Source organism: [Pseudomonas] carboxydohydrogena (assembly GCF_029030725.1).
Lineage (GTDB): Bacteria > Pseudomonadota > Alphaproteobacteria > Rhizobiales > Xanthobacteraceae > Afipia > Afipia carboxydohydrogena.
The window spans coordinates 603,871-630,760 of sequence record NZ_CP113162.1 but is presented as its reverse complement, the minus strand read 5'-3'; the positions used below and the strand labels follow the sequence as shown (position 1 = coordinate 630,760).

The 26,890-nt window shown below is 62.5% G+C and carries 25 protein-coding genes; 15 read left to right on the top strand and 10 right to left on the bottom strand.

All coding sequences use genetic code 11. The features are described from left to right. The first annotated feature begins 454 nt into the window (after nucleotides 1-454). From AFIC_RS03005 to AFIC_RS02995, 3 genes are all read left to right on the top strand, one after another. Nucleotides 455-1,987: a DEAD/DEAH box helicase gene (locus AFIC_RS03005; RefSeq protein ID WP_275247706.1), complete on the top strand. Its 1,533-nt coding sequence runs from the start codon at nucleotides 455-457 to the stop codon at nucleotides 1,985-1,987. 18 nt (nucleotides 1,988-2,005) lie between these two features. Further along, nucleotides 2,006-2,287, top strand: a complete 282-nt coding sequence (infA, locus tag AFIC_RS03000; protein WP_275247705.1) for a translation initiation factor IF-1 — start codon at nucleotides 2,006-2,008, stop codon at nucleotides 2,285-2,287. Nucleotides 2,288-2,505: 218 nt separating this feature from the next. After that, nucleotides 2,506-2,718 carry a cold-shock protein gene (locus AFIC_RS02995; RefSeq protein ID WP_002714433.1) on the top strand — a complete coding sequence of 71 codons (213 nt, stop codon included), beginning with the start codon at nucleotides 2,506-2,508 and terminating at the stop codon, nucleotides 2,716-2,718. Between the two features lie 120 nt (nucleotides 2,719-2,838). Here AFIC_RS02995 and AFIC_RS02990 read toward each other — a convergent pair whose 3' ends face one another. From AFIC_RS02990 to cpaB, 3 genes are all read right to left on the bottom strand, one after another. Next, nucleotides 2,839-3,423: a TadE/TadG family type IV pilus assembly protein gene (locus AFIC_RS02990; RefSeq protein WP_275247704.1), complete on the bottom strand. Its 585-nt coding sequence runs from the start codon at nucleotides 3,421-3,423 to the stop codon at nucleotides 2,839-2,841. A 20-nt stretch (nucleotides 3,424-3,443) separates the two neighbouring features. Beyond that, nucleotides 3,444-3,989 carry a TadE/TadG family type IV pilus assembly protein gene (locus AFIC_RS02985; RefSeq protein WP_275247703.1) on the bottom strand — a complete coding sequence of 182 codons (546 nt, stop codon included), beginning with the start codon at nucleotides 3,987-3,989 and terminating at the stop codon, nucleotides 3,444-3,446. A gap of 154 nt (nucleotides 3,990-4,143) precedes the next feature. Next, complete coding sequence (gene cpaB / locus AFIC_RS02980) at nucleotides 4,144-4,968, bottom strand: Flp pilus assembly protein CpaB (RefSeq protein WP_275247702.1); 825 nt, start codon at nucleotides 4,966-4,968, stop codon at nucleotides 4,144-4,146. A gap of 365 nt (nucleotides 4,969-5,333) precedes the next feature. Here cpaB and AFIC_RS02975 point away from each other — a divergent pair, with 365 nt between their 5' ends. From AFIC_RS02975 to AFIC_RS02940, 8 genes are all read left to right on the top strand, one after another. Beyond that, a complete protein-coding gene (locus AFIC_RS02975) occupies nucleotides 5,334-5,504 on the top strand; it encodes a Flp family type IVb pilin (protein ID WP_275247701.1) in 171 nt (56 codons plus the stop codon). Between the two features lie 289 nt (nucleotides 5,505-5,793). Beyond that, nucleotides 5,794-6,318, top strand: a complete 525-nt coding sequence (locus AFIC_RS02970; RefSeq protein ID WP_275247700.1) for an A24 family peptidase — start codon at nucleotides 5,794-5,796, stop codon at nucleotides 6,316-6,318. Nucleotides 6,319-6,451: 133 nt separating this feature from the next. Next, a complete protein-coding gene (locus AFIC_RS02965; protein WP_275247699.1) occupies nucleotides 6,452-7,906 on the top strand; it encodes a type II and III secretion system protein family protein in 1,455 nt (484 codons plus the stop codon). Between the two features lie 20 nt (nucleotides 7,907-7,926). Further along, nucleotides 7,927-8,667 carry a CpaD family pilus assembly protein gene (locus AFIC_RS02960; protein ID WP_275247698.1) on the top strand — a complete coding sequence of 247 codons (741 nt, stop codon included), beginning with the start codon at nucleotides 7,927-7,929 and terminating at the stop codon, nucleotides 8,665-8,667. After that, complete coding sequence (locus AFIC_RS02955) at nucleotides 8,664-9,929, top strand: CpaE/TadZ family protein (protein WP_275247697.1); 1,266 nt, start codon at nucleotides 8,664-8,666, stop codon at nucleotides 9,927-9,929. The genes AFIC_RS02960 and AFIC_RS02955 overlap by 4 nt, the downstream gene beginning before the upstream one ends. Nucleotides 9,930-9,947: 18 nt before the next feature. Then, complete coding sequence (locus AFIC_RS02950; RefSeq protein ID WP_275247696.1) at nucleotides 9,948-11,414, top strand: TadA family conjugal transfer-associated ATPase; 1,467 nt, start codon at nucleotides 9,948-9,950, stop codon at nucleotides 11,412-11,414. Between the two features lie 11 nt (nucleotides 11,415-11,425). Next, complete coding sequence (locus AFIC_RS02945) at nucleotides 11,426-12,400, top strand: type II secretion system F family protein (protein ID WP_275247695.1); 975 nt, start codon at nucleotides 11,426-11,428, stop codon at nucleotides 12,398-12,400. Between the two features lie 10 nt (nucleotides 12,401-12,410). Next, on the top strand, nucleotides 12,411-13,388 hold the full coding sequence (locus AFIC_RS02940) for a type II secretion system F family protein (RefSeq protein WP_275247694.1): 978 nt from the start codon (nucleotides 12,411-12,413) through the stop codon (nucleotides 13,386-13,388). A 61-nt stretch (nucleotides 13,389-13,449) separates the two neighbouring features. Here AFIC_RS02940 and AFIC_RS02935 read toward each other — a convergent pair whose 3' ends face one another. Continuing rightward, entirely contained in the window at nucleotides 13,450-14,259 is an 810-nt protein-coding gene (locus AFIC_RS02935; RefSeq protein WP_275247693.1) for a tetratricopeptide repeat protein, read from the bottom strand. Between the two features lie 153 nt (nucleotides 14,260-14,412). On the opposite strand from AFIC_RS02935, the gene AFIC_RS02930 reads away from it, so the two are divergent. Next, on the top strand, nucleotides 14,413-15,789 hold the full coding sequence (locus AFIC_RS02930; RefSeq protein ID WP_275247692.1) for a leucyl aminopeptidase family protein: 1,377 nt from the start codon (nucleotides 14,413-14,415) through the stop codon (nucleotides 15,787-15,789). Then, nucleotides 15,782-16,639 (top strand): C40 family peptidase, encoded by an 858-nt coding sequence (locus tag AFIC_RS02925; protein WP_275247691.1) that lies wholly within the window; start codon nucleotides 15,782-15,784, stop codon nucleotides 16,637-16,639. The genes AFIC_RS02930 and AFIC_RS02925 overlap by 8 nt, the downstream gene beginning before the upstream one ends. A gap of 6 nt (nucleotides 16,640-16,645) precedes the next feature. Here AFIC_RS02925 and AFIC_RS02920 read toward each other — a convergent pair whose 3' ends face one another. The 6 genes from AFIC_RS02920 to AFIC_RS02895 all read right to left on the bottom strand — a co-directional run bounded on the left by AFIC_RS02920 (nucleotide 16,646) and on the right by AFIC_RS02895 (nucleotide 25,024). Next, entirely contained in the window at nucleotides 16,646-18,283 is a 1,638-nt protein-coding gene (locus AFIC_RS02920) for an ABC transporter ATP-binding protein (protein ID WP_275247690.1), read from the bottom strand. 5 nt (nucleotides 18,284-18,288) lie between these two features. Beyond that, nucleotides 18,289-19,461, bottom strand: coding sequence for an ABC transporter permease (locus AFIC_RS02915; protein ID WP_275247689.1), 1,173 nt, complete (start codon nucleotides 19,459-19,461; stop codon nucleotides 18,289-18,291). Further along, nucleotides 19,458-20,564: a microcin C ABC transporter permease YejB gene (locus tag AFIC_RS02910; protein WP_275247688.1), complete on the bottom strand. Its 1,107-nt coding sequence runs from the start codon at nucleotides 20,562-20,564 to the stop codon at nucleotides 19,458-19,460. The genes AFIC_RS02915 and AFIC_RS02910 overlap by 4 nt, the downstream gene beginning before the upstream one ends. 3 nt (nucleotides 20,565-20,567) lie before the next feature. After that, nucleotides 20,568-22,430: an extracellular solute-binding protein gene (locus AFIC_RS02905; RefSeq protein ID WP_275247687.1), complete on the bottom strand. Its 1,863-nt coding sequence runs from the start codon at nucleotides 22,428-22,430 to the stop codon at nucleotides 20,568-20,570. After that, entirely contained in the window at nucleotides 22,427-24,310 is a 1,884-nt protein-coding gene (locus tag AFIC_RS02900; protein WP_275247686.1) for an extracellular solute-binding protein, read from the bottom strand. Before AFIC_RS02900 ends, AFIC_RS02905 begins: the two co-directional genes overlap by 4 nt. Nucleotides 24,311-24,508: 198 nt before the next feature. Continuing rightward, nucleotides 24,509-25,024, bottom strand: a complete 516-nt coding sequence (locus AFIC_RS02895) for a c-type cytochrome (RefSeq protein WP_275247685.1) — start codon at nucleotides 25,022-25,024, stop codon at nucleotides 24,509-24,511. Between the two features lie 220 nt (nucleotides 25,025-25,244). Here AFIC_RS02895 and AFIC_RS02890 point away from each other — a divergent pair, with 220 nt between their 5' ends. Next, a complete protein-coding gene (locus AFIC_RS02890) occupies nucleotides 25,245-25,988 on the top strand; it encodes a 3-deoxy-manno-octulosonate cytidylyltransferase (RefSeq protein ID WP_275247684.1) in 744 nt (247 codons plus the stop codon). Between the two features lie 8 nt (nucleotides 25,989-25,996). Then, nucleotides 25,997-26,860, top strand: coding sequence for a prephenate dehydratase (locus tag AFIC_RS02885; protein WP_275247683.1), 864 nt, complete (start codon nucleotides 25,997-25,999; stop codon nucleotides 26,858-26,860). The last annotated feature ends 30 nt before the right edge of the window (nucleotides 26,861-26,890 follow it).

The following is a 26,890-nucleotide window of genomic DNA, read 5'->3' as shown; positions in this document are numbered from 1 at the left end:
CATAAGTCCCGCCACCATAATGAAGAGCCCAAGCAGGATCATGGCGAGGAGAAAGTCGCCGTAATCGATGGATTTCTTTTGGACCCTCAGCCACATGCAGGTTCAACGGGCGACCCATAGGACCGTTCCGCTCAAAGATGGGAATTAGCCTATTGGATCATGTGGTTGGGATGATGACCCCCCGGATGGGATCGCCGGGACGGAACATTCTGGCGCGCTTGTTTGATTTTAACCTTGAAAGCGCCGCCTTCGTGCTTCATAGGCTTGCCCACGACCTTGAGAATCGTCAGGTCTTTGCGAGCCGCGTGTTCGGATCCGTTTACGGTTTCTGGCTTGCCTTCTTTCAGCTAACCGAACCGACGCCCCAAACACGCGGGTGTCTCCGACACCCGAGCGCCCCCGAGGTCCAAGAAGACCGCCGGGCTCGCCCTTTGATTCATACAGAAAGCCTCACTTGACCTCCTTTCAGGATTTCGGCCTCGCCGATCCCATCTCTCGTGCTCTCGCCGAAGAGAATTACGTCACCCCCACTCCCATCCAGGCCCAGACCATTCCGATCGCGATCACCGGACGCGACGTGGTCGGCATCGCCCAGACCGGCACCGGCAAGACCGCCTCGTTCGCGCTGCCGATCCTGCATCGGCTTCTGGAGAACCGGGTTCGCCCGCAGCCCAAGACCTGCCGCGTTCTGGTTCTTAGCCCCACCCGCGAACTGTCCGGGCAGATCCTCGACAGCTTCAACGCCTATGGCCGCCACCTGCGCCTGAGCGCCACGCTCGCCATCGGCGGCGTGCCGATGGGCCGTCAGGTCCGCGCCATGATGCAGGGCGTCGAGGTGCTGGTGGCGACCCCCGGCCGCCTCATCGATCTCGTTCAGGGCAATGCCGTCCGGCTCAATCAGGTCGAGTTTCTCGTCCTCGACGAGGCCGACCGCATGCTCGACATGGGCTTCATCAACGACATCCGCAAAATCGTGGCCAAGCTGCCCGCACGCCGCCAGACGCTGTTCTTCTCGGCCACCATGCCGAAGGACATCGCCGAACTCGCCGAGCACATGCTGCGCGATCCGGCGCGCGTCGCGGTGACGCCGGTGTCCTCCACGGCCGAGCGCATCACCCAGCGCATCATCCAGCTCGATCACAGCGCCAAGCCGGCCATGCTTTCGGAGCTGTTGAAGTCCGAGCCGGTCAACCGGGCGCTGGTCTTCACCCGCACCAAGCACGGTGCCGACAAGGTCGTGCGCGGCCTCGTCAAGGCGGGCATTCCCTCGGAAGCGATCCACGGCAACAAATCGCAGAACCATCGCGAGCGCGTGCTGGCCGCGTTCCGCAACGGCGACATCCGCACGCTGGTCGCGACCGACATCGCGGCGCGCGGCATCGACGTCGATGGCATCACCCACGTCTTCAACTTCGATCTGCCGAACGTGCCGGAGACCTACGTCCACCGCATCGGCCGCACCGCGCGCGCGGGCGCCGATGGCACCGCGATTTCGCTCGTGGCGGGTGAGGAAAATACCTATCTGCGCGACATCGAGCGGTTGATCCGCGTCAATCTTCCCCGCGAGGACCGGCGCACCGGCAAGCACGATGCGACCCCGCCCGCCGCGCAGCCGCGCAAGAACCATCGTGGCAAGGGCCACGGCGGCCAGGGGCACGGCGGTCATCAGGGACATAATGGTCAGGGACACGGCAAAGGCCGCTCCTTTGAGGCGCCCGATCGGGGCCATGGCGATAACGCCCCCGGGGCCCGCGGGCCGCAACGCCGGCGGCGGCATCCCGGCCATGGCGCCAACCCCGGCCCGAACCCCGGCTCCCATCACGATCCGGCGGCCACGCCCCGCGCCGAACAGGGCAAACATGAGCGAACTCGGCCGTCGCAAGCCGGCCAGGGAAGCGGTATACAGGGCGTCGCCTTCCTCCACCGTGGCAGCGCGCCCGCGCGCACCGCATCACAACCCAATCGCAATCGGCGCCCGCAGCGCTGAACTGATCCGGAGACGTTTATGGCTAAAGAAGAACTGATCCAATTTGAGGGATTGGTAACCGAAATCCTCCCCGACGCGCGCTATCGCGTCCAGCTGGATGCCGGGCATGAAATCGTTGCCTATACCGCGGGCAAAATGAAGAAGAACCGCATCAAGACGCTGGCGGGCGATCGCGTGACAATCGAAATGTCACCCTACGATCTGGAAAAGGGCCGCCTGATTTTCCGTCACAAGGACGAGCGCCCGGCCGGCGCGCCGCGTCCCGCATCGCCGCGCGGTGGCCAATTCCGCCGCCGCTGACCGCCCTTTTGCATGCCCGAAACCTGCCTCCAAAAACGTCGGGGGCAGGATTGTTTTGGGGGCTTCTTTCGAATAATATCGCCCAATCGAATTTCGGCCGGACGACAATAGCTATCCCCGGTATAGCCGGTTAGCGCTGACGACCTCTTCCAAATTTCGATCTCACCAACCCGTGGCGACACGGGTCATTCGACATCTACTTGAGAGGAACTACCCACGTGAGCATGGGAACAGTGAAGTGGTTTAACGCGACCAAGGGCTACGGCTTCATTCAGCCGGATGATGGTGGCAACGACGTGTTCGTCCACATCAGCGCCGTTGAACGCGCTGGCCTCGGCACGCTGCGCGAAGGCCAGAAGATCAGCTACGAAATCGTTGCCGATCGCCGTTCGGGCAAGTCGTCTGCCGATAATCTTCGCGCGGCCGGTTAAAACCGATCTCGCCGATATTTCGGTGATCTATCAAGGCCGCGCTCTGCGCGGCCTTTTTAGTTTGATGGCTTTTGGCTTGATGACTTGAGACTATGGGGCGCGCGTGAAATCGCGGCCCTCTCAGTTACAGACCGGAGCGGAGGGATAAGCCACCGAGTCCGTCTGCCGCGGACGGGTGAAGGTTCTGTCGCTCAGATGGAGTGTCGGCGGCGTGAAGCTCCCGCCGCTCATCCCCGCAGCCGGCGTGAAATCGTAAGCTACCTCGCTCATGATGAGATAGGTACCTGCGACGTTGATGCCGGGTGGGACAAGCGTGGTCACCACCTCGTTGCAGCTATGTACCGACGTGTTCGACGCCTTGCTCCACTTGACCTTGGCGACCCCGTTGCTGTCGATGAAAACCTGCGAGATCTTCGCCTGCACCGGGGTGTTGGAATAAGGCGCCATCACCGCGGACGAGATATTGAATGCATTGCTGATATCCGTGTCGGTGACCGACTTCGCCTGCGAAATCAGGTCGGACAGCGTCCGCGTCAGGATGATGACCTTGCGATCGACGGCAACGCCTGTCGACACTTCGATTGTTCCGAAAAACAGCATCAAGGCGACTGGAAAAATAACGGCGAACTCGACGGCGGCGAGGCCGCGAACATCGCGCACAAAATTGCGTGCATTCAACCATTCAGCCAGTCGATAAAGCGACATTGTCATGTTTCCAAATCGCGTTACGGCTCGACGCGAAACGCCGTCGTCGAAGAGAGAAGCCGCTTGTCGGTTCCGAGATTCGCCAGCGAGAAACCAAGGTTCGTGATCAGGAGCGGCCATTTGTAAAACGTCCTCACCACGACGATGCTGGCACTCCCCGCCGCCGGCGGCTGATAGGAGAAATTGTTGGTGGCGTTTCCTGCGCCATCGAACAGCGTCGGCACGGTAAAGGGATCACCGGCGGGATAGGCTCGCACGTCGAGATAGATGCCGCTGCATGTCAGCAGGAAATCAACCCGGCCGCACAGATTGTCGTGAATCTGTTCGGCGGTCATCTGCTGATCTTGCGCCTGATGCGTCAAAAGCAGGCGCGCGGTGTCCTGCGTCCCTGTCTCGAGAACCTGCGTGGCAAAGAACATCATCGCGACTTCGACGATCGCGAACAGCAATGCGAAAAACAGCGGCGCGACCATCGCGAACTGAACCGCCGCGCTGCCCTTCCGGTTCGCGCCAAAGCGGCGAAGAACATCTCTCAGGCGCAGCGTGTGCGGCAACGGCGCGGGCATCGTGTTATCCTCAGTCGGGCCATTAAATAGCTACCGCCGAGACTAACCGACAGAGATTGTCGAATGCTTGCGCCCGATCCAGACAAGGCAAGGGGTGCAGTTAAGGAAATGGTAACCAGTTTGTTCCGGGCTTTGGATCCGTCAGAAAGCAGGGTTAGCCGCCGTCGCTGCCGCGCTTCTTGCACGACGCCGAGCAATTGTAGGTTTCACGCTCGCTGCCGCCCTTATAAACCGTAATCAGCTTATCATCGCTCGCGTCCTCGACCTTGCCGGGCTTATTGGCATCGACGAGGCTGCGCAGGGCAAGCGACAGCGTTCCGCTCTGGCGGGAACGTGCCAGCGTTTCCGCCTCGGCGGGCTTTAGCTCCAGTGTCGCGGTCTTGCCGACGACGACCTTCTGGCCGTTCTTTTCCTCGACCGTCTGGTCGATCGCGAGGACCCGTACATCGCTCAGGATGATCTCCGAGCTGACGCTCTCGCCGCCATTTCCGTCGCGGCTCTTCTGACGGCGGGACAGCAGCACATCGACGCGGTCGTTAGGCAGGATAAAGCCCCCGGCTCCGGTTTCCGGCGAGATTTCGGTCGAGATCGCGCGCATTCCGCTCGGCAGAATGGCCGCCATGAAGCCCGAGCCGTTGGCCTTCACCAGCTTGGTTTCGCGGATCGGTTCACCGGCGAGGAAAGGCGAGCGCACGATCGAACCTGTCATGTCCTTAATAGCGTCGGCGCGTTCATTCTTCTTGATGAAGCTGGAGCTTGCCGTCGCGGCGGGCCAGGACTGCCATTTCATGTCGTCGGCGGAGATGGTCTGGCCAAGCGGGATGTCGTTCTTCGCCACCAGAACATCTGTGGTTTCCAGTTGCGGCGCCGGGGCAGCGACACGCGGCGCCGGCTTCTGGTCCGATCCACTGGCAAGGAAGGCTGCAACGCCACCGGCGCTGACAGCAATGGCCAGCACCACAACACGCGCGGTGTTCATCTGCTTACTCTCTTACGCAACAGTACAGGGGCCTCGACACGACCCGGTATGGCAAATCTGCCGTTAATTGATGAATGAACTGCAAATATTCAGGGATGCATTGGACCTAACGGTTGCACGCAGACATCTCGACTCTCATTTATCTCAATATTCACGCACCAATTCAGCACCATTCAAATGCGATACATCGGCTTAACGCTGCATTTACCGTGTGCAAGAAGACCCTGATACAAGCGACTTTCCGCAATCGAATTAACTGCGACGCAATTCCTAGATTTTAGTCTCGCGCTTGGCCTCGGTGCCCACCCGCTCCGGATGGACCAACTGAAACAGACAGCCACGTAAATACATTTATGGAGTCTCCAATGACCAATCTGCTCGCTCGCTTCGTCAAGGACGAATCCGGCGCCACCGCTATCGAATACGCGCTGATCGCCGCCGGTATTTCCGTCGTCATCATCGGCGCTGTGCAGACCCTCGGCAGCACGCTGAACGGCGTTTTCACGAGCATCAACGGCTCGCTGACCGCGAAGTAAGCCTCCAAGGATGCAATGAAGGCTTCGGGAAACCGAAGCCTTTTTGCGTTCATGCCACCCATGATAACGCAGGGCCTCGACGTGAAAGTCCAACCAGTGCCGCGCCATCAGGGTGCGAGCCTGCTCCGGCGCACAGTGGTTGCGCACGATCTGGAAGGGCTGTTGCTCATCTGCGCCGGGCTCGGCCTGGCCTGCGTGATCCTTGCCGTCAGAATTCTAAGCGTTTGGTGATTGTTCACGTCTGACATCTAGTCTTCGCGGGAACGCTCCGAACAATCTGCGAGACCCCATGCTGCTGGACCTGGCGCGCCTGTTTCTGTTCCCCGCGCTGATGGCATTCGCCGCCGCCAGCGACCTTCTCACCATGACCATCTCCAACCGCGTATCGCTGCTGCTGACCGCGGGGTTCTTCGCTCTCGCCCTCGTCACCGGAATGGGCTGGGAGGCGATCGGCTGGCATACGCTCGCCGGACTGAGCGTCCTCATGATTGCCTTTGCCTGCTTCGCGTTCGGCTGGATCGGCGGCGGCGACGCCAAGGTGGCGGCCGCTGCCGCGCTGTGGTTCGGGTTCGGTTATCTGCTCGATTATCTCCTGCTCGCATCGGTGCTCGGCGGCGTGCTCACGCTGGGGATCTTGCAGTTCCGCAACTGGACGCTGCCGGCCTGGCTCATGGGCCAGGACTGGCTGGTGAGGCTGCATGGCAGGCAGACCGGGATTCCCTACGGCATTGCCCTCGCCGCCGCGGCGCTTCTGATTTATCCGGACACCGAGTGGACCAAGGCGGTCGATCTGTTCCAGCTCGCAATGCGGTGAACAACAACAGCGGGCGATAAAGCTTCCATTAACCCGATTTAGATACGCCTCATTAACCATGCTTTGACGAATAACTGGTCAAATCCCCTCACAGCGACAGAGCCGTCGCCGCGTGATGTGGAAAGTGAAGCGTATGAAGACCGCCCCCTTGATTGCCCGCGCTCTGTCGTTCGTGGCCGTCTCCGCTCTCATTCTTAACTCATCCCTTTCGCCCGTTCTGGCAACGGACTACCAGGCCGCCTCCGCCCATACCGCATCCGCGGATGCCCTGAACGCAAGATCGCTGAGGCTTGGCATCAGCAAGTCGCTGGTCGTCGACCTGCCGCGCGACGTCAAGGACGTCCTGGTGGCGGACCCAAAAATCGCCAACGCGGTCGTGCGCTCGTCGCGGCGCGCCTACATCATCGGCGCCGCCGTCGGCCAGACCAACATCATCTTCTTCGACGCCGACGGCCAGCAGATGGCCGCTTACGACGTTGCCGTGACCCGCGATCTCAACGGCATCCGCGCCGCGATCCATCAGGCATTGCCGCAATCTGACATCCAGGTCGAAGGTCTGGGCGATGGCGTGGTGCTGAGTGGCAGCGCCGCCAACCAGGCCGAGGCGCAGCAGGCTTACGAGCTTGCCGCGCGCCTGATCGGCGGCCCCTCCAAGGCCAACGATCTGGTCGTCAACAACATCACGGTCCGTGGCCGTGATCAGGTGATGCTGAAAGTCACCGTCGCGGAAGTCCAGCGCAACATCGTCAAGCAGCTCGGCGTCGATCTGAGCGGCAAATTCAGCTACGGCACCGCCGTTGTGGATTTCAACAACGCCAACCAGTTCAGCGCGCTCGGTCACGCGCTGGCGCCCGATAATGCGGTTTCCACGTCTTTCGGCTCCGCGCCTTCGGTGAAAGCGACATTGCGCGCGATGGAAAGCGCGGGCGTGGTCCGCACCCTTGCGGAACCGAATCTGACCGCGATTTCCGGTGAAAGCGCCACGTTCATCGCGGGCGGCGAATTCCCGATCCCGACCGGCATCACCTGCCAAACGGGAGCAGGCACCTCCAGCAATTGCCAGCCTTCCATCGCCTTCAAGAAATTCGGCATTTCATTGAACTTCACGCCGATCGTGCTGACCGAAGGCCGCATCAGCCTGCGAGTGATGACAGAAGTCTCGGAAATATCGAACGAGAATTCGATCACGGTCAGCAACATGACGATCCCTTCCATTAAAACCCGCCGCGCCGAAACCACTCTGGAAATTCCCTCGGGCGGCTCGATGGCGATGGCCGGCCTGATCCAGGAGCAGACCAAGCAGGCGATCAACGGCCTGCCGGGCCTCGCGCAGGTGCCGGTGCTCGGCTCGCTGTTCCGCAGCCGCGATTTCATCAACAACCAGACCGAACTGATGGTGCTGGTGACGCCTTACGTGGTGCGCGCCGTGGCGCAGAAGGATCTGTCGCGGCCGGACGACGGCTTCGCCTCGGCATCGGACCCGCAGACCGTCCTGCTCGGCAACATCACCCGCATCTACGGTGTCCCGCGCCGCGAAGGCCCGGCCGGCAGCAATTATCGCGGCAAATACGGCTTCATCACCGATTAAGGTTGGACAGGATTTCGACCATGAGCAAACGCGTATCCAACCTCTCCTCCACAACGGCCCTGGCCGCACTGGCGCTGGTGAGCCTCACCATGCTGGGCGGGTGCATGCACAGCCAGGAAGCCGAGATCGTGACCGGCTCGGTGCCCGAAGACTACCGGCTGCGCCATCCGATCGTCATTCAGGAAGCAGCCAAGACCACCGAGATTTTTGTCGGCCATGCGCGTGGCGGGCTGACGACGGCGCAGCGCGCCGATATCGTCGGGCTCTCACAGGCGTGGCTCAGCGAAGGCACCGGCGCCATCACCATCGACGTTCCGGCAGGCACACCGAACGCGCAGGCCGCGAACGTCACGGTTCGCGACATCCAGAACATTCTGGCCGCCGCCGGCATTCCGCCGAAGGGGATCAGGGTGATGCCCTATCATCCGAACGACCCGCGCCAGTTCGCGCCGGTTCGCGTGCGTTATGCGCGAATCATCGCGGATGCCGGCCCCTGCGGACTCTGGCCGGAAGATCTCGGCCCTTCGGTCAAGAACAAGTCCTATTACGAAAACCGCTCCTATCAGAACTTCGGTTGCGCCTATCAGCGCAACATGGCGGCGATGGTCGCCAATCCGGCCGATCTCGTTCAGCCGCGCGCGGAAACGCCGCCGAATTCGGCGCGCCGCACCGAGGCCTTCGCCAAGTATCGTAGCGGACAGACGACCGCGACCGATTACCCCGAGGCCGAAAAAGCCAAACTCAGCACGGTAGGCAAATGATCAGTTACGCGCGTCAGGGCGAGCAGAACGACGAGACCAGTCAGGCGGCGGTGGACGACCATATCGCCCCCGCGCCGCGCGTATCCGTGCAGGCGTTCTGCGAAACCGTCGAGACCGCGGCCGCCGTCCAGGCAGCCTGCGAGGACCGGCGGCTGGCCAAGGCTCACCTGAAGATCCAGATGGGCGGCATGGCCGCCGCGATCGAGGCCTATCGCACGGCGCCGACGCCCAACGTCATTCTTCTCGAAACCGAGAGCGAGACGGGAATCCTGTCCGGCCTCGACCAACTCGCAGCGGTTTGCGATGCCGGCACCCGCGTCGTCGTCATCGGCCGCATCAACGACGTCACACTCTACCGCGAACTCGTGCGGCGCGGCGTCAGCGATTACGTGATCTCGCCTGTCGGCCCGCTCGATATCGTACGCTCGGTCTGCAACCTGTTCACGACCCCGGAAGCCAAGGCCGTCGGCCGCATCATCGCCGTCGTCGGCGCCAAGGGCGGCGTCGGCGCCTCCACCATCGCGCACAATGTCGCCTGGGCGATCGCCCGCGACCTCGCGCTGGATGCTGTGGTGGCGGACCTCGACCTCGCCTTCGGCACGGCCGGGCTCGACTACAATCAAGACCCGCCGCAGGGCATCGCCGATGCCGTGTTCTCGCCGGATCGCGTCGATACCGCCTTTCTCGACCGCCTGCTGTCGAAGTGCACGGACCACCTCAACCTGCTCGCGGCGCCCGCCACGCTCGACCGGGTCTATGATTTCGGCAACGATGCGTTTGACGCGATCTTCGACACGCTGCGCACCACCATGCCCTGCATCGTCCTCGACGTTCCGCATCAGTGGTCCGGCTGGACCAGACGCGCGCTCGTCGGAGCCGACGACATCCTGATCGTGGCTGCGCCGGACCTTGCCAATCTGCGCAACACCAAGAACATGTTCGACACGCTGAAGGCCGCCCGCCCGAACGACCGCGCGCCGATCTATTGCCTTAATCAGGTCGGGATTCCGAAGCGTCCCGAGATCAAGGCCGGAGAATTCGCCAAGGCGATCGAGAACGATCCGATCGTTTCGATTCCGTTCGAACCGCAGATTTTCGGGTCTGCCGCCAACAACGGCCAGATGATCGCGGAAATCTCGGCCAATCACCGGACCGCCGAGATGTTCTTGCAAATCGCGCAGCGCCTCACCGGCCGCGGCGACTCCAAGAAGTCAGGTAATTCATTCTTAGCCCCCCTTCTCGGAAAGTTACGCCGGAAATAATCCGGTTTGAGGTAGAGCGTGTTTGGCAAGCGTAGCGGAGGAGACACGAACTTCGGGCCCGGAAGCACCGCCGTAAAACCGGCGGAGCCCCAGGCAGCGGCTCCGCGCGCACCGGTCATCGACGTGCCGAAAGCCGCGGCGCCGCCGCTGGCCCCCGCGCGGACGACTCCGCCGCCCGTCAGTGACTCACGCCGCTCGGAAACCTACTATCAGGTCAAGGCGACAATCTTCGGCGCGCTGATCGAAGCGATCGACCTTGCCCAGCTCGCCAAGCTCGATGCCGAGTCGGCGCGCGAGGAGATCCGCGACATCGTCAACGAGATCATCGCGATCAAGAACATCGTGATGTCGATCGCCGAGCAGGAGGAACTGCTCGACGACATCTGCAACGACGTGCTGGGCTACGGCCCGCTGGAACCGTTGCTCGCCCGTGATGACATCGCCGACATCATGGTCAACGGCGCCGGCACGGTGTTCATCGAAGTCGCGGGCAAGATCCAGAAGACCGGGATTCGCTTCCGCGACAACCAGCAGCTTCTCAACATCTGCCAGCGCATCGTGAGCCAGGTCGGCCGCCGCGTCGACGAATCCTCCCCGATTTGCGACGCCCGCCTTGCCGACGGTTCCCGCGTCAACGCGATCGTGCCGCCGCTCGCCATCGACGGGCCCGCGCTCACCATCCGCAAGTTCAAGAAGGACAAGCTGACGCTCGACCAGCTCGTCAATTTCGGCGCGATCTCGCCGGAAGGCGCGCAGATTTTGCAGATCATCGGCCGCTGCCGCGCCAACGTGCTGATCTCCGGCGGCACCGGCTCCGGCAAGACCACGCTGCTGAACTGCCTGACCAACTATATCGACGAAGACGAACGCATCATCACCTGCGAAGACGCCGCCGAACTGCAACTTCAGCAGCCGCATGTCGTGCGCCTTGAAACCCGCCCGCCGAACATCGAGGGCGAGGGTCAGGTCACCATGCGCGATCTGGTCAAGAACTGCCTGCGTATGCGTCCCGAACGCATCATCGTCGGCGAAGTCCGCGGACCCGAGGCGTTCGACCTGTTGCAGGCGATGAATACCGGCCATGACGGCTCGATGGGAACGCTGCACGCAAACAACCCGCGCGAAGCTCTTTCCCGCTGCGAATCCATGATCACGATGGGCGGCTATTCGCTGCCCTCGCGCACCATCCGCGAAATGATGTGCGCCTCGATCGATGTCATCGTTCAGGCCGCGCGCCTGCGCGACGGCTCCCGCCGCATCACGCACGTCACCGAGGTGATGGGCATGGAAGGGGACACCATCATCACACAGGATATTTTCGTCTACGATATCACCGGCGAGGACATCAACGGCAACATCCTCGGCCGGCATCGTTCGACCGGCATCGGGCGTCCGCGCTTCTGGGATCGCGCGCGCTACTATGGCGAGGAAAAGCGGCTCGCCGCGGCGCTCGACGCGGCGGAAGCGCCAGATCCGACACGGTAAGGGGTGATCTCATGAAGATTCAGACCCTTGCGATTGCATTCATGAGCGCGGTGACGCTGGGCGGTCTTGCCTGGGTGTTTCTGTATCCCCTCCTGTCCGGCGAACGGCAGGCCGAGAAGCGCCGCGCATCGTTCTCCCGCACCGAAGCCGCGACGCGGCGTACCGATCGCAACCAGCGTTCGCGCCGCGAGCAGGTCGAGGACACGCTGAAGGATGTTGAAGACCGCGCCAAGCAGGCCAAGAAGATTCCACTCAACACACGGCTGGCCCAGGCTGGCGTGAGCTGGAGCAGGCAACAATTCATCATCGGCTCGGCTGCTCTTGGCCTTCTGGTGTTCTTCATTTGCCTCGTGACCGGCGCAAATCTGATCGCAACGGCCGCGCTCGCCCTCTCCGCCGGGCTGGGCCTGCCGCGCTGGGTGCTGGGCTATCTGAAACGCCGCCGCGAGAAGCAGTTTCTGGAGGCGCTTCCCGATGCCGTCGATGTCATCGTCCGTGGCGTCAAGGCAGGCCTTCCGCTGTTCGACTCGCTCAAGGTGGTCGTCACCGACTCGCCGGAGCCGCTGCGCTCGGAATTCCGCGCCATCATCGAGACCCAGAGCATCGGCATGCCGCTCGGCGAAGCCTGCATGCGGCTTTACGAGCGCATGCCGCTGCCGGAAGCCAATTTTTTCGGCATCGTGATCGGCATCCAGACGAAATCCGGCGGCAATCTGTCCGAGGCGCTCGGCAATCTGTCCAAGGTGCTGCGCGAACGCAAGAAGATGAAAGCCAAGATTCAGGCGATGTCGATGGAGGCGAAAGCCTCCGCCGCCATCATCGGCGCGCTGCCGCCTTTCGTCATGACCGCCGTGTACATCATGTCGCCGGATTACATTTCGCTGCTGTGGACCCACCCGACAGGCCGTTTCATGCTCGCTTGTTGCGCCGTCTGGATGACCGCCGGCATTCTCGTGATGAAAAAAATGATCAACTTCGATTTCTGATGGATACGTCATGCTCGACATGTTGATCGATAAAGTCCAGGACGTCCGGTTTCTGACGATGGTGTTTGCCGCGATCGCCGCGAGCGCCACGGCCTATGCCCTGATCTCTCCCATGTTCGCCAGCGACGGATTGGCGCGGCGAATGAAAGCGGTCGCCAGCGAGCGCGAGCGTATCCGCCAGCGTGAACGCGACCGCATGAGCCGCAACGAGAGGGTCACCCTGCGCCAAAGCCCAAAGCAGTTCATCGGCAAGATCGTCCACGACTTCAACCTGGGCAAATGGCTCGCGCAGGAAGAGGCCAAGGAAAAACTGGTCATGGCCGGCTATCGCGGCCATGCGCCATACATCACCTTCCTGTTTTTCCGCATGGTAACCCCGCTCATCCTTCTGGCGGTGACCGCGCTCTACATCTTCGTGATCCTGAAGCTCAATCAGACCACGCTGGTCAAAATCGGCATCTGCATCAGCGCTGCCTGGCTCGGCATGCAGGCCCCGATGATGTTTCTCAAGAACGCGATCAGCAAGCGGCAGCTCTCGATCAAGCGCGCCTTTCCCGATGCGCTGGACCTTCTCCTGATCTGCGTCGAATCCGGCATGTCGATCGAGGCGGCTTTCCGTAAGGTCAGCTTCGAGATCGGATCGCAGTCCGTGGCGCTCGCCGAGGAATTCACGCTGACGACCGCCGAACTGTCCTATCTGCAAGACCGCAAGACCGCCTACGAGAACTTGCAGAAACGCACCGGCCTCGATGGCGTGAAATCGGTCTGCATGGCCCTGATGCAGTCGGAGCGCTACGGCACGCCGCTCGGCCAGACCCTGCGCGTCATGGCGCAGGAAAATCGCGACATGCGCATGAACGAGGCCGAGAAGAAGGCCGCGGCCCTGCCGCCGAAGCTCACCGTGCCGATGATCGTGTTCTTTCTGCCGATCCTGTTCGTGGTCATTCTGGGACCGAGTGGCATCAGGATCGTGGCCACCATGCACTGAAACGCGACAGCGGTTCGCCGCCGAAGCGGGCCCGCGCACGCTTACTCAAAATCGAGAATTTTCAGGACCGCGACGATGCGACGTTGCGCGGACGAACGGTCGTCTTGCCGTTCTGCCCGCTGTTCAGCATGTTCTTGAGGTAGGCGACATTGGCGGCGGCTTCATCCGGAGGCAGGTCCGCCTGCACGATGGCCTCGGCTTCCGCGAAGCGGCCCTGCAAGCCGAGCGCGAGCCCGAGGTTCTGCCGGATGCGGGGATCGTTTGGCGCGAGCTTCTGGGCGCGGCGCAACGTCGCCTCCGCTTGAGGCAATTCCTTGGTGAGCACGTAGGACAGCCCGAGATTCGACAGCACCGAAGGATCGTCCGGCCTGATCTTCAGCGCGCTCGCGTAATAGCCCCGCGCTTCATCCGGCTTACCCATCTGGTCGAGCACCGCGCCCTGGATCGAGAGGATGCGCCAGTCCGGATTGGCCGGAGTATGCGCGCGCGACAACACATCGAAGGCCAGCTTGAAACTGCCGTTCTCCGCCAGCGCCCGGCCATAGGCACCGAGCACGGCGCGATTGCCGGGGTGCGCGAGATTGACCTGCTCCAGCACAGCCACGGCCTGCTCATGCTGACCGTTGGCGCGCAGGGCCTGTCCGTAGCGTAGCCCGGCATCGAGGTCTTTCGGATTGGCGCGATATTTCTCGCCATAGGCTTCGGCCGCGTGGCGCGTATCCGTCTCCGGTGCAGCGGCACTAGCCTTGCCGCCGAGCGATCCCGTGATGTCCGGCGCACCCGTCGTCTGGCAACCGGCAAGACCAACTACGGCGATGGCCAGAAAACCGGCCGAGCCGAGATAACGGGCGAGACGGGATGATGGACGCATGGCACGTTCGCTCAAGGCATGATGGATGACGAAAGTCGGCCGATCCTTCAGCAGTAAATTGTTAACCCTAATGAGTGGTTAATTTCGCCGGCGTCGTGATACACCCATCCCCGACCGCGCTTCACGCCCGCCGAATGACCCCGAGTTGCCCTGATGCCAGCCCCTTTTTCGACTGCTCCCGCCTCCTCCGCCATACCCATCCTGTTCGCCACGGCATCGACCTGGGACAAAGTCGCCGCCACCCTGCCCGCGCCGGCGCGCGAATTCGCGACCGCGAATGGTTTCTCCGCGAAACCCGGCGAATGCCTCACTTTGCCCGGCGAGAGCGGCAAGCTCGGCTTCGTCCTGTTCGGGCTGGAGGACGATGCCGCCAAGGCCGATCCGTTCCGGGCCGGGCAATTGCCCGCCAAACTGCCGAAAGGCACCTATCGCTTCGCTAACGCGCCGCATGACGCACGCCTTGCCGCGCTCGCCTTCGCGCTCGGTAGCTACCGATTCGGCCGCTACAAAAAGGCGGAGCCTTACGAAGTCAGCCTGGTTCCGCCCGAAGGCATCGACACCGATGAACTGGCGCGCATGGCGGACGCCGCCGCGCTCGCGCGCGACCTCATCAATACCCCGCCCAACGACATGGGACCGGACGAACTGGCGGACACGGCCAAGGCACTGGCGGATGAATTCGGCGCAGCCTGGCACTGCGTCGGCGGTGAGGAACTGGCGCGCGAATTTCCGCTGATCCATGCCGTCGGCATGGCCTCGACCCGCGCGCCGCGCCTGATCGACTTCAGTTGGGGCGATGCCTCGCACCCGAAGGTCACGCTGGTCGGCAAGGGCGTCTGTTTTGATACCGGCGGCCTTGATCTGAAACCTTCCAGCGCCATGCTCATCATGAAGAAGGACATGGGCGGCGCGGCCAACGTGCTCGCACTGGCGCGGATGGTAATGGGTGCGAAGCTGAAGGTGCGGCTGCGGGTGCTGATTCCGGCGGTGGAGAATTCCGTCGCCGGCAATGCCTTCCGCCCGCTCGATGTCTTCACATCGCGCAAAGGACTGACCGTCGAGATCGGCAACACAGACGCCGAGGGCCGCCTCGTGCTGGCCGATGCCCTCACTTTGGCCTGCGAGGACAACCCCGATCTGCTGATCGACATGGGCACGCTCACGGGCGCAGCGCGCGTGGCGCTCGGCCCCGATCTGCCGCCCTTCTACACCAACGATGAAGCGCTCGCCGCCGATGTCGCCCGTCACGCGCGGCAGGAGAACGATCCGCTGTGGCGGCTGCCGCTGTGGCAGCCTTACGACGCGTGGCTCGATTCCAAAGTGGCCGATATCAACAACGCGCCATCCGGCGGCTTCGCGGGCTCGATCACCTGCGCGCTGTTCATGCAGCGTTTCGTCACCGCCGAAACGCGCTGGCTGCACGCCGACATCTATGGCTGGACGCCGTCGGCGAAGCCCGCCCGCCCTGAAGGCGGCGAATGCCAGGGCGCGCGCGCGTTCTACAAGCTGTTGAGCGAACGCTATGGCTGAGACGAGGCTCGATCCACGGCTCACGCCCGCGCGTCCCGATCTTGCGGCCTCGTACCTGCGAGGCAAGGTGGAGGCCGCGCGTTTCGTTGATGGCGAGGAGAACGAGGTGATCGACTCCATCGCGCCGGTGCGATGCGAGCCTTCCCATCACGCCACGCTGCTCACGCAGGCGCTGAAGGGCGAGCGCGTCACCATCTACGATCGCGACGGCGAAGGCTGGGCCTGGGGGCAGTTGAACGCCGACGGCTATGTCGGCTGGATACCTGAATCGGCGCTGGTCTTGCCACGCACGACGCCGACGCATCATGTCATCGTCCAGCGCACGCTGGCTTTTCCCGGCCCGTCCATCAAGCTGCCGCCGGTCGAGAGCCTCCCGCTCGGGGCGCATGTCGAGATCGTGAAAACCAGCGACAATTTCGCCGTGACGCCGCAAGCCCATTACATTCCCTCGCGGCATCTCGCGACGCTTGCTGCTCATGAAAATGATTTCGTCGCGGTCGCGGAGCGTTTCATCGGCACGCCCTATCTCTGGGGCGGCAAGAGCAACATGGGTATCGATTGTTCGGGACTCGTGCAGGTCTCGCTGGCCGCCGCAGGGATCAAAGCGCCGCGCGACAGCGACATGCAGGAAAATGCTCTGGGCGAGGCTGTCCCGCCCGCGCAATGGAACGAACTGCGGCGCGGCGATCTGGTGTTCTGGAAAGGACATGTCGCCATCGTCAGCGGCTACGACATGCTCGTGCACGCCAACGCCTATGCGATGGCCACGGCCCATGAGCCTTTTGGACAGGCCATCGCGCGGATCGAGGCGGCTGGCAGCAAGGTGACGAGCGTGAAGCGCTTGAAGTAAGACGCCTCACGCCTCCGGCGCAATCGTCGCATCGGCCTCGATATTGAACGCCGCCGCGAACAGCGCGCGGGTGTAATCCGTCTTCGGATTTTTGAACAGCGTGGTGGCTTCGCCTTCTTCCACCACCTTGCCCTGACGCATCACGATCAGATGACTAGCGAGCGAGGCCACCACGCGCAGATCGTGGGAAATGAACATGTAGGTGAGATCGCGCTTGCGTTGCAAACTGCGCAAGAGATCGACCATCTGCGCCTGAAACAACATGTCGAGCGCGCTGGTCGGCTCGTCGAGCACGACGAAATCCGGCTCCAGCACGATGGCTCGCGCCACGCTGATGCGCTGGCGCTGCCCGCCCGAAAACTCGTGCGGATAACGAAACCGCACCTGCGGATCGAGGCCGACATCGGTGAGCGCCTTCACCACGCGCGCCTCGCGTTCGGCCGCAGACAGTGACGGCTGATGCACGCTCAACCCCTCCGCCACGATATCATTCACCGACATGCGGGGGCTGAGCGCGCCATACGGGTCCTGAAACACGATCTGCATGTCGCGCCGGAACGGCCGCATCTCCTTGAAGCGCAGTCCCTGAATGGGCTTGCCGAGAAATACGATGGGGCCTTCCGAGGAAATCAGCCGCAACAGCGCCAGACCAAGCGTGGTCTTGCCCGAACCGGACTCCCCCACTACTCCCAGCGTCTCGCCCTTGCGCACCGCGAGCGATACGCCATCGACCGCCTTGACGTGGCCGACGGTCTTGCGCAGCAGCCCGCGCTTGATCGGAAACCAGACCTTGAGATCGTCCGCCTGCATCACCACCGACTCATCGGGACGCGGCGGCGCAGGATCGGGCTTCGGCTCGGCGGCCAGCAGCGCTTTGGTGTAATCGTGCTGAGGCGCGGTGAACACTTGCTCGACCGGCCCCTGCTCGACGATCTTGCCGTTGTGCATGACGCAGACGCGATCGGCGATGCGCCGCACGATGCCGAGATCGTGCGTGATGAAGAGAAGGCTCATGCCGAGCCGCGCACGAATATCGGCGAGCAGCTTGAGAATTTGCGCCTGCACGGTGACATCGAGCGCCGTGGTCGGCTCGTCCGCGATCAGGAGGTCCGGCTCGTTGGCGAGCGCCATCGCGATCATGATGCGCTGGCGCTGCCCGCCGGACAATTGATGCGGATACGCGCCAAGCCTCGTCTCCGGATCGGGAATGCCGACCTGCGTCAGAAGCTCCAGCGTTCGTGCGCGCGCAGCCTTGCCGCGCAGGCCGCCGTGCAGCAGCAGCGCCTCGCCGATCTGGTCCTCGATGGTATGGAGCGGATTGAGCGACGTCATCGGCTCCTGGAAAATGATCGAGATGTCGTTGCCGCGCACGCCGCGCATTTCATTCTCGTCGAGCGGCAGCAGATCGCGCCCGTTGAATTTGATGCTGCCCGAGGGGTGAGATGCCGTTGGATAGGGCAGTAGCTTCAGTACCGACAGTGCGCTGACGGACTTCCCGGAGCCGGATTCACCAACCAGCGCGACGCACTCGCCGCGATGGATCGTGAACGAGATTTTATCGACCGCAATGGATATCTTGCCGCCCTGCCGGAAAGCCACCGATAGGTCCCGCACATCGAGCAAGGGTTGCGAGCTTGTATCCATGCCGCTCACTCGAACGTCTTGCGCGGATCGAACGCGTCACGCACCGCTTCGCCGATAAAAATCAAAAGCGACAGCATGATCGCGAGTGAGAAGAAGCCGGAGAGGCCGAGCCACGGCGCCTGAATGTTGGCCTTGGCCTGCGACAGCAATTCTCCGAGCGAGGGCGAACCCGGCGGCAGGCCGAAGCCGAGGAAGTCCAGCGCGGTCAGCGTCATCACCGACGAGGAGACGATGAAGGGCAGGAACGTCATGGTCGCGACCATCGCGTTCGGCAGCAGATGGCGGAACATGATGGTTCGATCCGAGACTCCGAGCGCGCGCGCCGCCTGGATGTACTCGAAGTTGCGCCCGCGCAAAAATTCCGCGCGCACGAGCCCCACCAGCGACACCCACGAGAACAGCAAGAGGATGCCGAGCAGCACGAAAAATCCCGGCACCAGAATCGATGACAGGATGAGCAGAAGATAAAGCGAGGGGATCGCCGTCCACACCTCGATGAAGCGCTGGAAACCGAGATCGACCCAACCGCCGAAATAGCCCTGAATGCCGCCGGCGGCGACGCCGACGATCGAGGAGACGATGGTGAGCGCCAGACCGAACAACACCGAAATACGGAAACCGTAGATCAGCCGCGCCACCACATCCCGGCCCTGATCGTCGGTGCCGAGCCAGTTGTATTCGAGATCGCGGCAGCTCTTCAGCCCCTTGCGCTCCACGACAGGCGCGCATTCCTTCTCGGTCAGCATCCATGTGGGCTTCGACGGCGCGGGCGTCGGCAGGTCGAGATTATGCGTGTCGTAGGAATAACGGATCAGCGGCCAGACGATGTGCCCGCCTTTGTCCGCGATCAGCTTCTGCAAATAAGGGTCGCGATAATCCGCCGCCGTCTCGAAATCGCCGCCGAAGGCCGTCTCCGGATAGGTGACGAAGGCGGGAAAATACAAATGGCCGTCATACTGAATGAGGAACGGGCGATCGTTGGCGATCAGTTCCGCGAACAGCGAGACGATAAACAGGATCGAGAAGATCCAGAACGACCAGTAGCCGCGGCGGTTGGCCTTGAAATTCTGCCAGCGCCGCCGGTTCAGCGGCGACAGCCGCAAACCATGCTGCGAGGCAGGCACCGCCTCTCCGAGCGGCGACAGGCTTTGCGTCTCGATCGGCGGGGTCACGCTCATGCCTGACGCGCCTCGAAATCGATCCGCGGATCGACCCACATATAAGTGAGATCGGAGATCAGGTTCACGACAAGGCCCACCAGCGAGAAGATGAACAGCGTGCCGAACACCACGGGATAGTCGCGGTTCAACACACTTTCAAAGCCGAGCAGCCCGAGCCCGTCGAGCGAGAAGATCGTTTCGATCAGCAGCGAGCCGGAAAAGAACGCATGGACGAACGCGCCGGGGAAACCGGCGATCACGATCAGCATCGCGTTGCGGAAGATATGGCCATAAAGCACTCGATGCTCGCTGCATCCCTTGGCGCGCGCGGTCATGACATATTGCTTGCGGATTTCGTCGAGGAACGAATTCTTGGTCAACAGCGTCATGGTCGCGAACGAACTCAGCGCCATCGACAGCAGCGGCAGCGTCAGGTGCCAGAAATAATCGATGATCTTCCAGTACCACGGAAATTGCGACCAGCCATCCGAGGTCAGCCCGCGCAACGGGAAGATGTCGTAAAACGAGCCGCCCGCGAACAGGATGATGAGCAGGATCGCGAACATAAATCCTGGAATCGCGAAGCCGATGATGATGACCGCCGAGGTCCAGGTATCGAAGCGTGAGCCGTCCGCCACCGCCTTGCGGATGCCGAGCGGAATCGAGATCAGATAAGTCAGGAGCGTCATCCAGATGCCGAGCGACATCGACACCGGCAGCTTCTCCTTGATGAGCTGCAACACGCTGACATCCCGGAAATAGCTCTTGCCGAAATCGAAGCGGGAAAAATTCCACAGCATCAGCGCGAAGCGTTCCGGCGCCGGCTTGTCGAAGCCGAATTGCTTCTCGAGACTCTTGATGAATTCAGGGTCGAGCCCCTGCGCGCCGCGATATTTCGAATTCATCGCATCCATCGAAGCGCCCGGCGCGCCGCGGGCTCCGAGATCGCCGCCGCCCCCCGAAATGCGCGAGCTTGCGCCGGTGTCAGCGCCCGAGAGTTGCGCGATCACCCGCTCCACCGGGCCGCCCGGCGCGAACTGCACCACCACGAACGACACGAACAGGATGCCGAACAGTGTCGGCACCATCAGCAGAATGCGGCGAGCGATGTATGCGCCCATGGTTTATTTCGCCTGCTCTGGCTTCGAAGCCTTTGCCACATCATGCCACCACAGGTCCGGTACGCCCACGCCCGCGTAGCGCGGCAGCTTCGCCGGATGGCCGAACACATCCCAATACGCGATGGGATGATTGTTGCGGTACCATTGCGGCACCCAGTAGCGGCCCGCGCGAAACACCCTATCGAACGCATGACAGGCCACGCGCAACTCATCGCGACTGTTGGCCGCGATGATCTTCTCGATCAGCGCATCGAGCACGGGATCGGCCACGCCCGACAGATTGTTCGATCCCTTGATGGCGGCGGACTGCGAGGAGAAGAACGTACGCAGCGCCTCGCCCGGCGTCGAGGCCATCGAGAACCGCTCGATGGTGACGTCGAAATCGAAATCGTCGCGGCGGGCGCGGTATTGCACCGGGTCCACCACGCGCAGGCTGGCATCAATGCCGAGCACGCCGAGATTCTTGATGTAAGGCGCATGGTGAGGCTGGAACGACGGCTCGTCGAGCAGAAATTCGAGCGTGAAGCGCTGGCCCGAGGCAGACACGCGCTTGCCGTCCTTGATGGTCCAGCCCGCTTCCTGCAACAGATGCGCAGCCTTGCGCAGCAGCTTGCGGTCCTGTCCGGAACCATCGCTCACCGGCGGCACGAACGGCGCGCTGAACACTTCATCCGGCACCTGCCCGCGGAACGGCTCCAGCAGCTTAAGTTCGTCCGCGTCTGGCGCGCCTGTCGCCATCAGATCGGAATTCTGGAACGGCGAGACGGTGCGCGCATAGGCACCGTACATGATGCTCTTGTTGGTCCACTCGAAATCGAACGCGCAGCCAAGCGCCTCGCGCACGCGCGGGTCCTTGAACTGGTCGCGCCGCATGTTGATGAACCAGCCCTGCGCGCCGGACGGCGTCTCGTCCGGCAGCGTTTCGCGCTTCACCCGCCCGTCCTTGACGGCCGGAAAATCATAGCGCGTCGCCCAGACGCGCGCGGTGAATTCCTCGCGATAGAGATAGTTACGCGCGGTAAAGCCCTCGAACGCCACATCGCGGTCGCGATAGAATTCGTAACGCACGGTGTCGAAGTTGAACGCGCCCTTCGCCACGGGAAGGTCCGCGCCCCACCAGTCCCTGACGCGGTCGTATTCGATGAAACGGCCGACCTCGAACTTGCCGACTTTATAAGGGCCGGAGCCGAGGGGCGTTTCCAGCGTCGATTCCTCGAACGGCTGCCTTGCGTAATAGGCGCGCGAGAGAATCGGCAGCGTCGCCACGTAAAGCGGCACGTCGCGCGCGCGATTCGGCGCGAACGTCACCACCAACGTGGCATCGTCGGGCGCTTCCGCCTTGATGACGTCGCGCATCTGCTGGCGGATGATCGGATGACCCTTCTCTTTCAGGATGCTCAGCGAGAAGGCCGCATCTTTCGCGGTCAGCCGCGCGCCATCATGGAAGCGCGCTTCGGGACGCATCCTGAAACGATAAATCAAACCATCCGCGGAAACCTGCACGCCGCTCGCGGCCAGGCCATACATCGCATCGGGTTCGTCACTGGCACGCGCCATCAACGCGGTGAAGGTCTGCTCCATCCCGATCGCACCGTCGCCCTTGAGAATAAAGGCATTGAGCGAATTGAAGGTCTGGAACGACTGGTTGTAGGAACGAATCCATGGCACCGTCGAAAACAGCCCGCCCTTCGGGGCATCGGCGTTGACATAATCGAACTGCTTGAAATCCTTCGGGTACTTCAGGTCGCCGAACGCCGACATGCCATGCACGAAGCCGCCATCGCCGCCTATCGCCGGTCTGAGAACGCCCGCCGCAGTGGCGGCGCCGCCAAGCACCAGAACGTGTCGGCGCGAAATCCGCGTCAAGAGCGCCGCCCGATCTTGCCGGCCTTATCGGCGTCAAACCACCAGATATCGGGGAACGCGGACATGCCGTATTTCGGCATCTCGGCAGGGCGGCCGAACCGGTCCCAGCGCGCGGTGCGGGTCTTGCCATAAGTCCATTGCGGCACGACGAAATTGTGCCAGAGCAACACGCGGTCCAGCGCCTTCGTCGCCGCGACAAGATCCTCGCGATCCTTGGTGAAAATCACCCGTTCGATCAGCTTGTCGATCGCGGCATTCTTGATGCCGATGATGTTGCGCGACCCCGGCATGTCGGCGGCCTGCGAGCCCCAGAACTCGCGCTGCTCGTTGCCGGGAGACAACGACTCGGCCCACGAATTCACCACCACGTCGAAATCCCAGTTGCGCAGGCGATTTTCGTACTGGGTGGCATCGACGGTACGCACGCTCACCGTCATGCCCATCCGTTCCAGCGAAGGCTTGAAGAACAGCAACACCCGCTCGAAGCTCGGATCGTAGGTCAGCAATTCAAGCTCGAACGGCGCGCCGGTCTTGGCATCGACGAGCTTGCGGTCCTTGATGTCGTAGCCTGCCGATTTGAGAAGTTTCAGACCTTCGCGCAAATTATTGCGCACGTTCTCCGGCGAGCCTCCGACCGGATTGGTGTATGGCGTGGTGAACACTTCGGGCGGCACCCCGTCGCGAACGGTTTCGAGAATCTCTAGCTCCCGGCCCTGAGGCAAGCCACTGGAGGCTAACTCGGTGCCCTCGAAATAACTCGCGATGCGCGTGTACTGGCTGAAAAAGATCTGCCGGTTCATTTCCTCGAAATCGAACGCGAAGTTCATCGCGCGCCGCACGCGCGGGTCCTTGAACTTGTCGCGCCGGATATTGAATGCGAACGCCTGCATGATGCCGACGGTGCGGTTGGGGAATTCCTCCAGCACCACGCGCTTGTCGGTCACAGCCGGAAAATCATAGGCCGTCGCCCAGTTCTTGGCGCTGTTCTCGCTGCGCCAGTCGATCTGGTCGCCCTTGAAGGCTTCGAGCGCCACGGTGGAGTCGCGGAAATATTCGTAGCGCAGCTCGTCGAAATTGTTGCGGCCGACATTGATGTTGATGCCGTTGCCCCAGTAGTCCTTGACGCGCTCCAGCACGATGGAGCGGCCCGGCACGAAACTCTTGATCTTGTAGGGACCGCTGGAAACAGGCGGCTCCAGAGTCGTCGCGCCGATGTCGCGCGGCTTGCCGTCGCTGTCCTTGCCTTCCCAGTAATGCTTCGGCAGCACCGTCAACTGACCGAGAATCTGCGGCAGTTCGCGATTGCCCGGCGCATCGAAGGTGAACTTGATCTCGCGCGGCCCGGCCTTCTCCGCCTTCGTCACGTGACGGTAATAGGCCGAGTAGAACGGATGATATTTCTTGAACGTCTCGAGCGAGAAGATCACGTCGTCCGGCGTCACCGGCTTGCCGTCGTGCCACCTGGCTTCCTTGCGCAACCGGTAGGTAACGGACGAATAATCCGCCGGATAGCTCATCGCTTCCGCGAGCAACCCGTATTGCGTCGAGACCTCGTCGAGCGAGGACACCGTCAGCGCCTCGTAGATATCGCCGATATTGGCGATCGCACCCTTCACACCGGCGACGACCATATTGAAATTGTCGAACGTGCCGATCGCGGTCTGCCGCACCAAACCGCCCTTCGGCGCTGTCGGATTGACGTAATCGAAATGCGCAAAGTCGGCGGGATATTTGACGTCGCCGAACAGTGACAGGCCGTGCGTCCATGCGCCGTCCTTGGGCGATGCCGTTTCAGCAAACGCCGGCCTGACAGAGCTGAGGAGAGGAAACGAGGCGGCGAGTGCGCCGCTGCGGAGGAGTTGGCGTCGGGAAATCGGCAACCGTCAAAATCCTGTGGTTGTGAAATAAACGCAACGCGGCAGTGCGCGACCGCTTCACCGTCCGCGTTCATTATGTCGGTTTTTGGATACGATTCCAGCCCGCCGAAACGATAAATCCGCGCGACGATGTCGCGCGGATTCTAAAAAATTGTTTAGGCTGGACCGTACCGCCCGGATGACGGACGGGGGAGCCTCGCCTTACTTGAGCGTCTCGAGATAGGCGATCAGGTCCGCGCGCTCGCTGTCCTTGCTGATGCCCGCGAAACCCATCGCCGTGCCGGGGACAAAGCCCTTCGGGTTCTTGATGAAGTGGTTCAGGTCCTCGGCGGTCCAGTTGCCGCCCTTGGCCTTCATGGCGGCGGAGAAGTTGAAGCCGCCGCGGCCCTGGCCCCTCGGCTCATCGACAATGCCGAACAGGTTCGGACCGACCTTGTTCGGGCCGCCCTTCTCGAATGTGTGGCAGGCCGCGCACTTCTTGGAAACCGCCTGGCCCTTTTCGGCGGAAGCCGTCTTGAGCAGATCCGCGATCGGCACTTCGGGCGCTTCCTTGGCTGGCGCGCCAGCGGCCGCCGCTTCCTTCACCGCGATCTCAAAGCCCGGCTTGTCCAGCTTCTTCGGAGCAAAAATCGCATTGGCGGCGAAATTCGTTACCAGCAAAACAAGGCAGGTGCCGAGAATCGCACCCATGATCTTGTTGAGTTCGAAAGAGTCCATTTCAGATCAGGCTCCGGGCCGGGAAATTGACCTGATGCCTTGCATTTTCCGCTGAAAAGCGGACCAAAACATCAGTGCAGGGTCAGCTACGCGCCACTTGCGAGGCAGCGCCGAGGGAATAACGGTTTGCCCGGCTTCTGGCAACCCGTATAAATGTCCCGATCCTGCGAATATCCCGCATTTCCGTGCGTTTCCAGCCCTACAGCCCGGCCTTCCGTCCATGACCGAACAAGACACCCTGGTCCTGATTCCCGCCCGCATGGCGGCGTCGCGGCTGCCGGGAAAACCGCTTCTGGACATCGCGGGGCTGCCGATGATCGCCCATGTGCTGCGCAGGGCGCAGGATGCCCGCCTCGGCCGGGTCGCGGTCGCCACCGATTCAGCCGAAATCGCCGCCGCCGTCACCGCGCAGGGCGGCGAGGCGATCATGACCCGCGCCGACCACCCCTCCGGGTCGGACCGTATTTTCGAGGCATTGGGCAAACTCGACGGCGCTGGCCGCATCCAGACCATCATCAATGTCCAGGGCGACCTGCCGACCATCGCGCCCGCCGACATCCGCGCGGTGCTGCAACCCTTCAGCGAACCCGCCGTGGATATCGCTACCCTGGCCGCGGAAATCCGCATCCCGGAAGAACACACCAACCCCAACGTGGTGAAGGTGGTGGGCTCGCCTTTATCCAAGGACACCCTGCGCGCGCTCTACTTCACCCGCGCCACCGCGCCCCATGGCGAGGGGCCGCGCCACCATCACATCGGGCTTTATGCCTATCGCCGTTCGGCGCTGGCGCGCTTCGTCGCGCTGCCGCCCTCGCCCCTCGAGCGGCGCGAGAAGCTCGAACAATTGCGCGCCCTGGAAGCCGGCATGAGGATCGACGTCCGGATCGTCGATTCGGTGCCGCTCGGGGTCGACACCCCGCACGATCTGGAAGCCGCGCGCCGGACACTGGCAAAACAGGTATAACGACAAGCATGACGACAGAACCCATGACCATCGCCTTTCAGGGCGAGCCCGGCGCCAACTCGCATATCGCCATCGACGAGGCATATCCCGGCGCCAAGGCCCTGCCCTGCGCGACCTTCGAAGATGCGCTGGCCGCGATTTCCTCCGGCGAGGCCGATCTCGGCATGATCCCGATCGAGAATTCGGTCGCGGGCCGCGTCGCGGACATCCACCATCTGTTGCCGAAGTCGAACCTGTTCATCGTCGGCGAATGGTTTCTGCCGATCCATCATCAATTGATGGCCCCGCGCGGCGCGACGCTCGATGGCCTCAAGACCATCGAAAGCCACGTCCACGCGCTCGGCCAGTGCCGCAACATCATCCGCAAGCTCGGTGTGCGCTCGATCGTGGCCCCCGACACCGCGGGCTCGGCGCGCGCGGTCGCGGCAGCAGGCGACAAGACCCGCGCGGCGCTTGCGCCGAAGATCGCCGCCGGTATCTACGGTCTCGACATCCTCGCGGAAGACGTCGAGGACGAACACCACAACACCACGCGCTTCGTCATTCTCGCGCGCGAGCCGAAATGGGCGGCCCACGATTCCGGGGCGACGGTCACCTCTTTCGTCTTCCGCGTGCGCAACCTGCCCGCCGCGCTCTACAAGGCGCTCGGCGGCTTCGCCACCAATGGCGTCAACATGACCAAGCTGGAAAGCTACATGGTGGAGGGCAATTTCGCCGCCACGCAGTTCTTCGCCGATGTCGATGGCCACCCCGACGACCAGAACCTTGCCTATGCGCTGGAGGAATTGAAATTCTTCTCGGCGGAATTGCGCATCGTCGGCGTCTATCCGGCGCATCCGTTCCGCATCGCGTTCAACGGAAAAAACGGCTAGTAACCGTCATTGCGAGCGAAACGAAGCAAT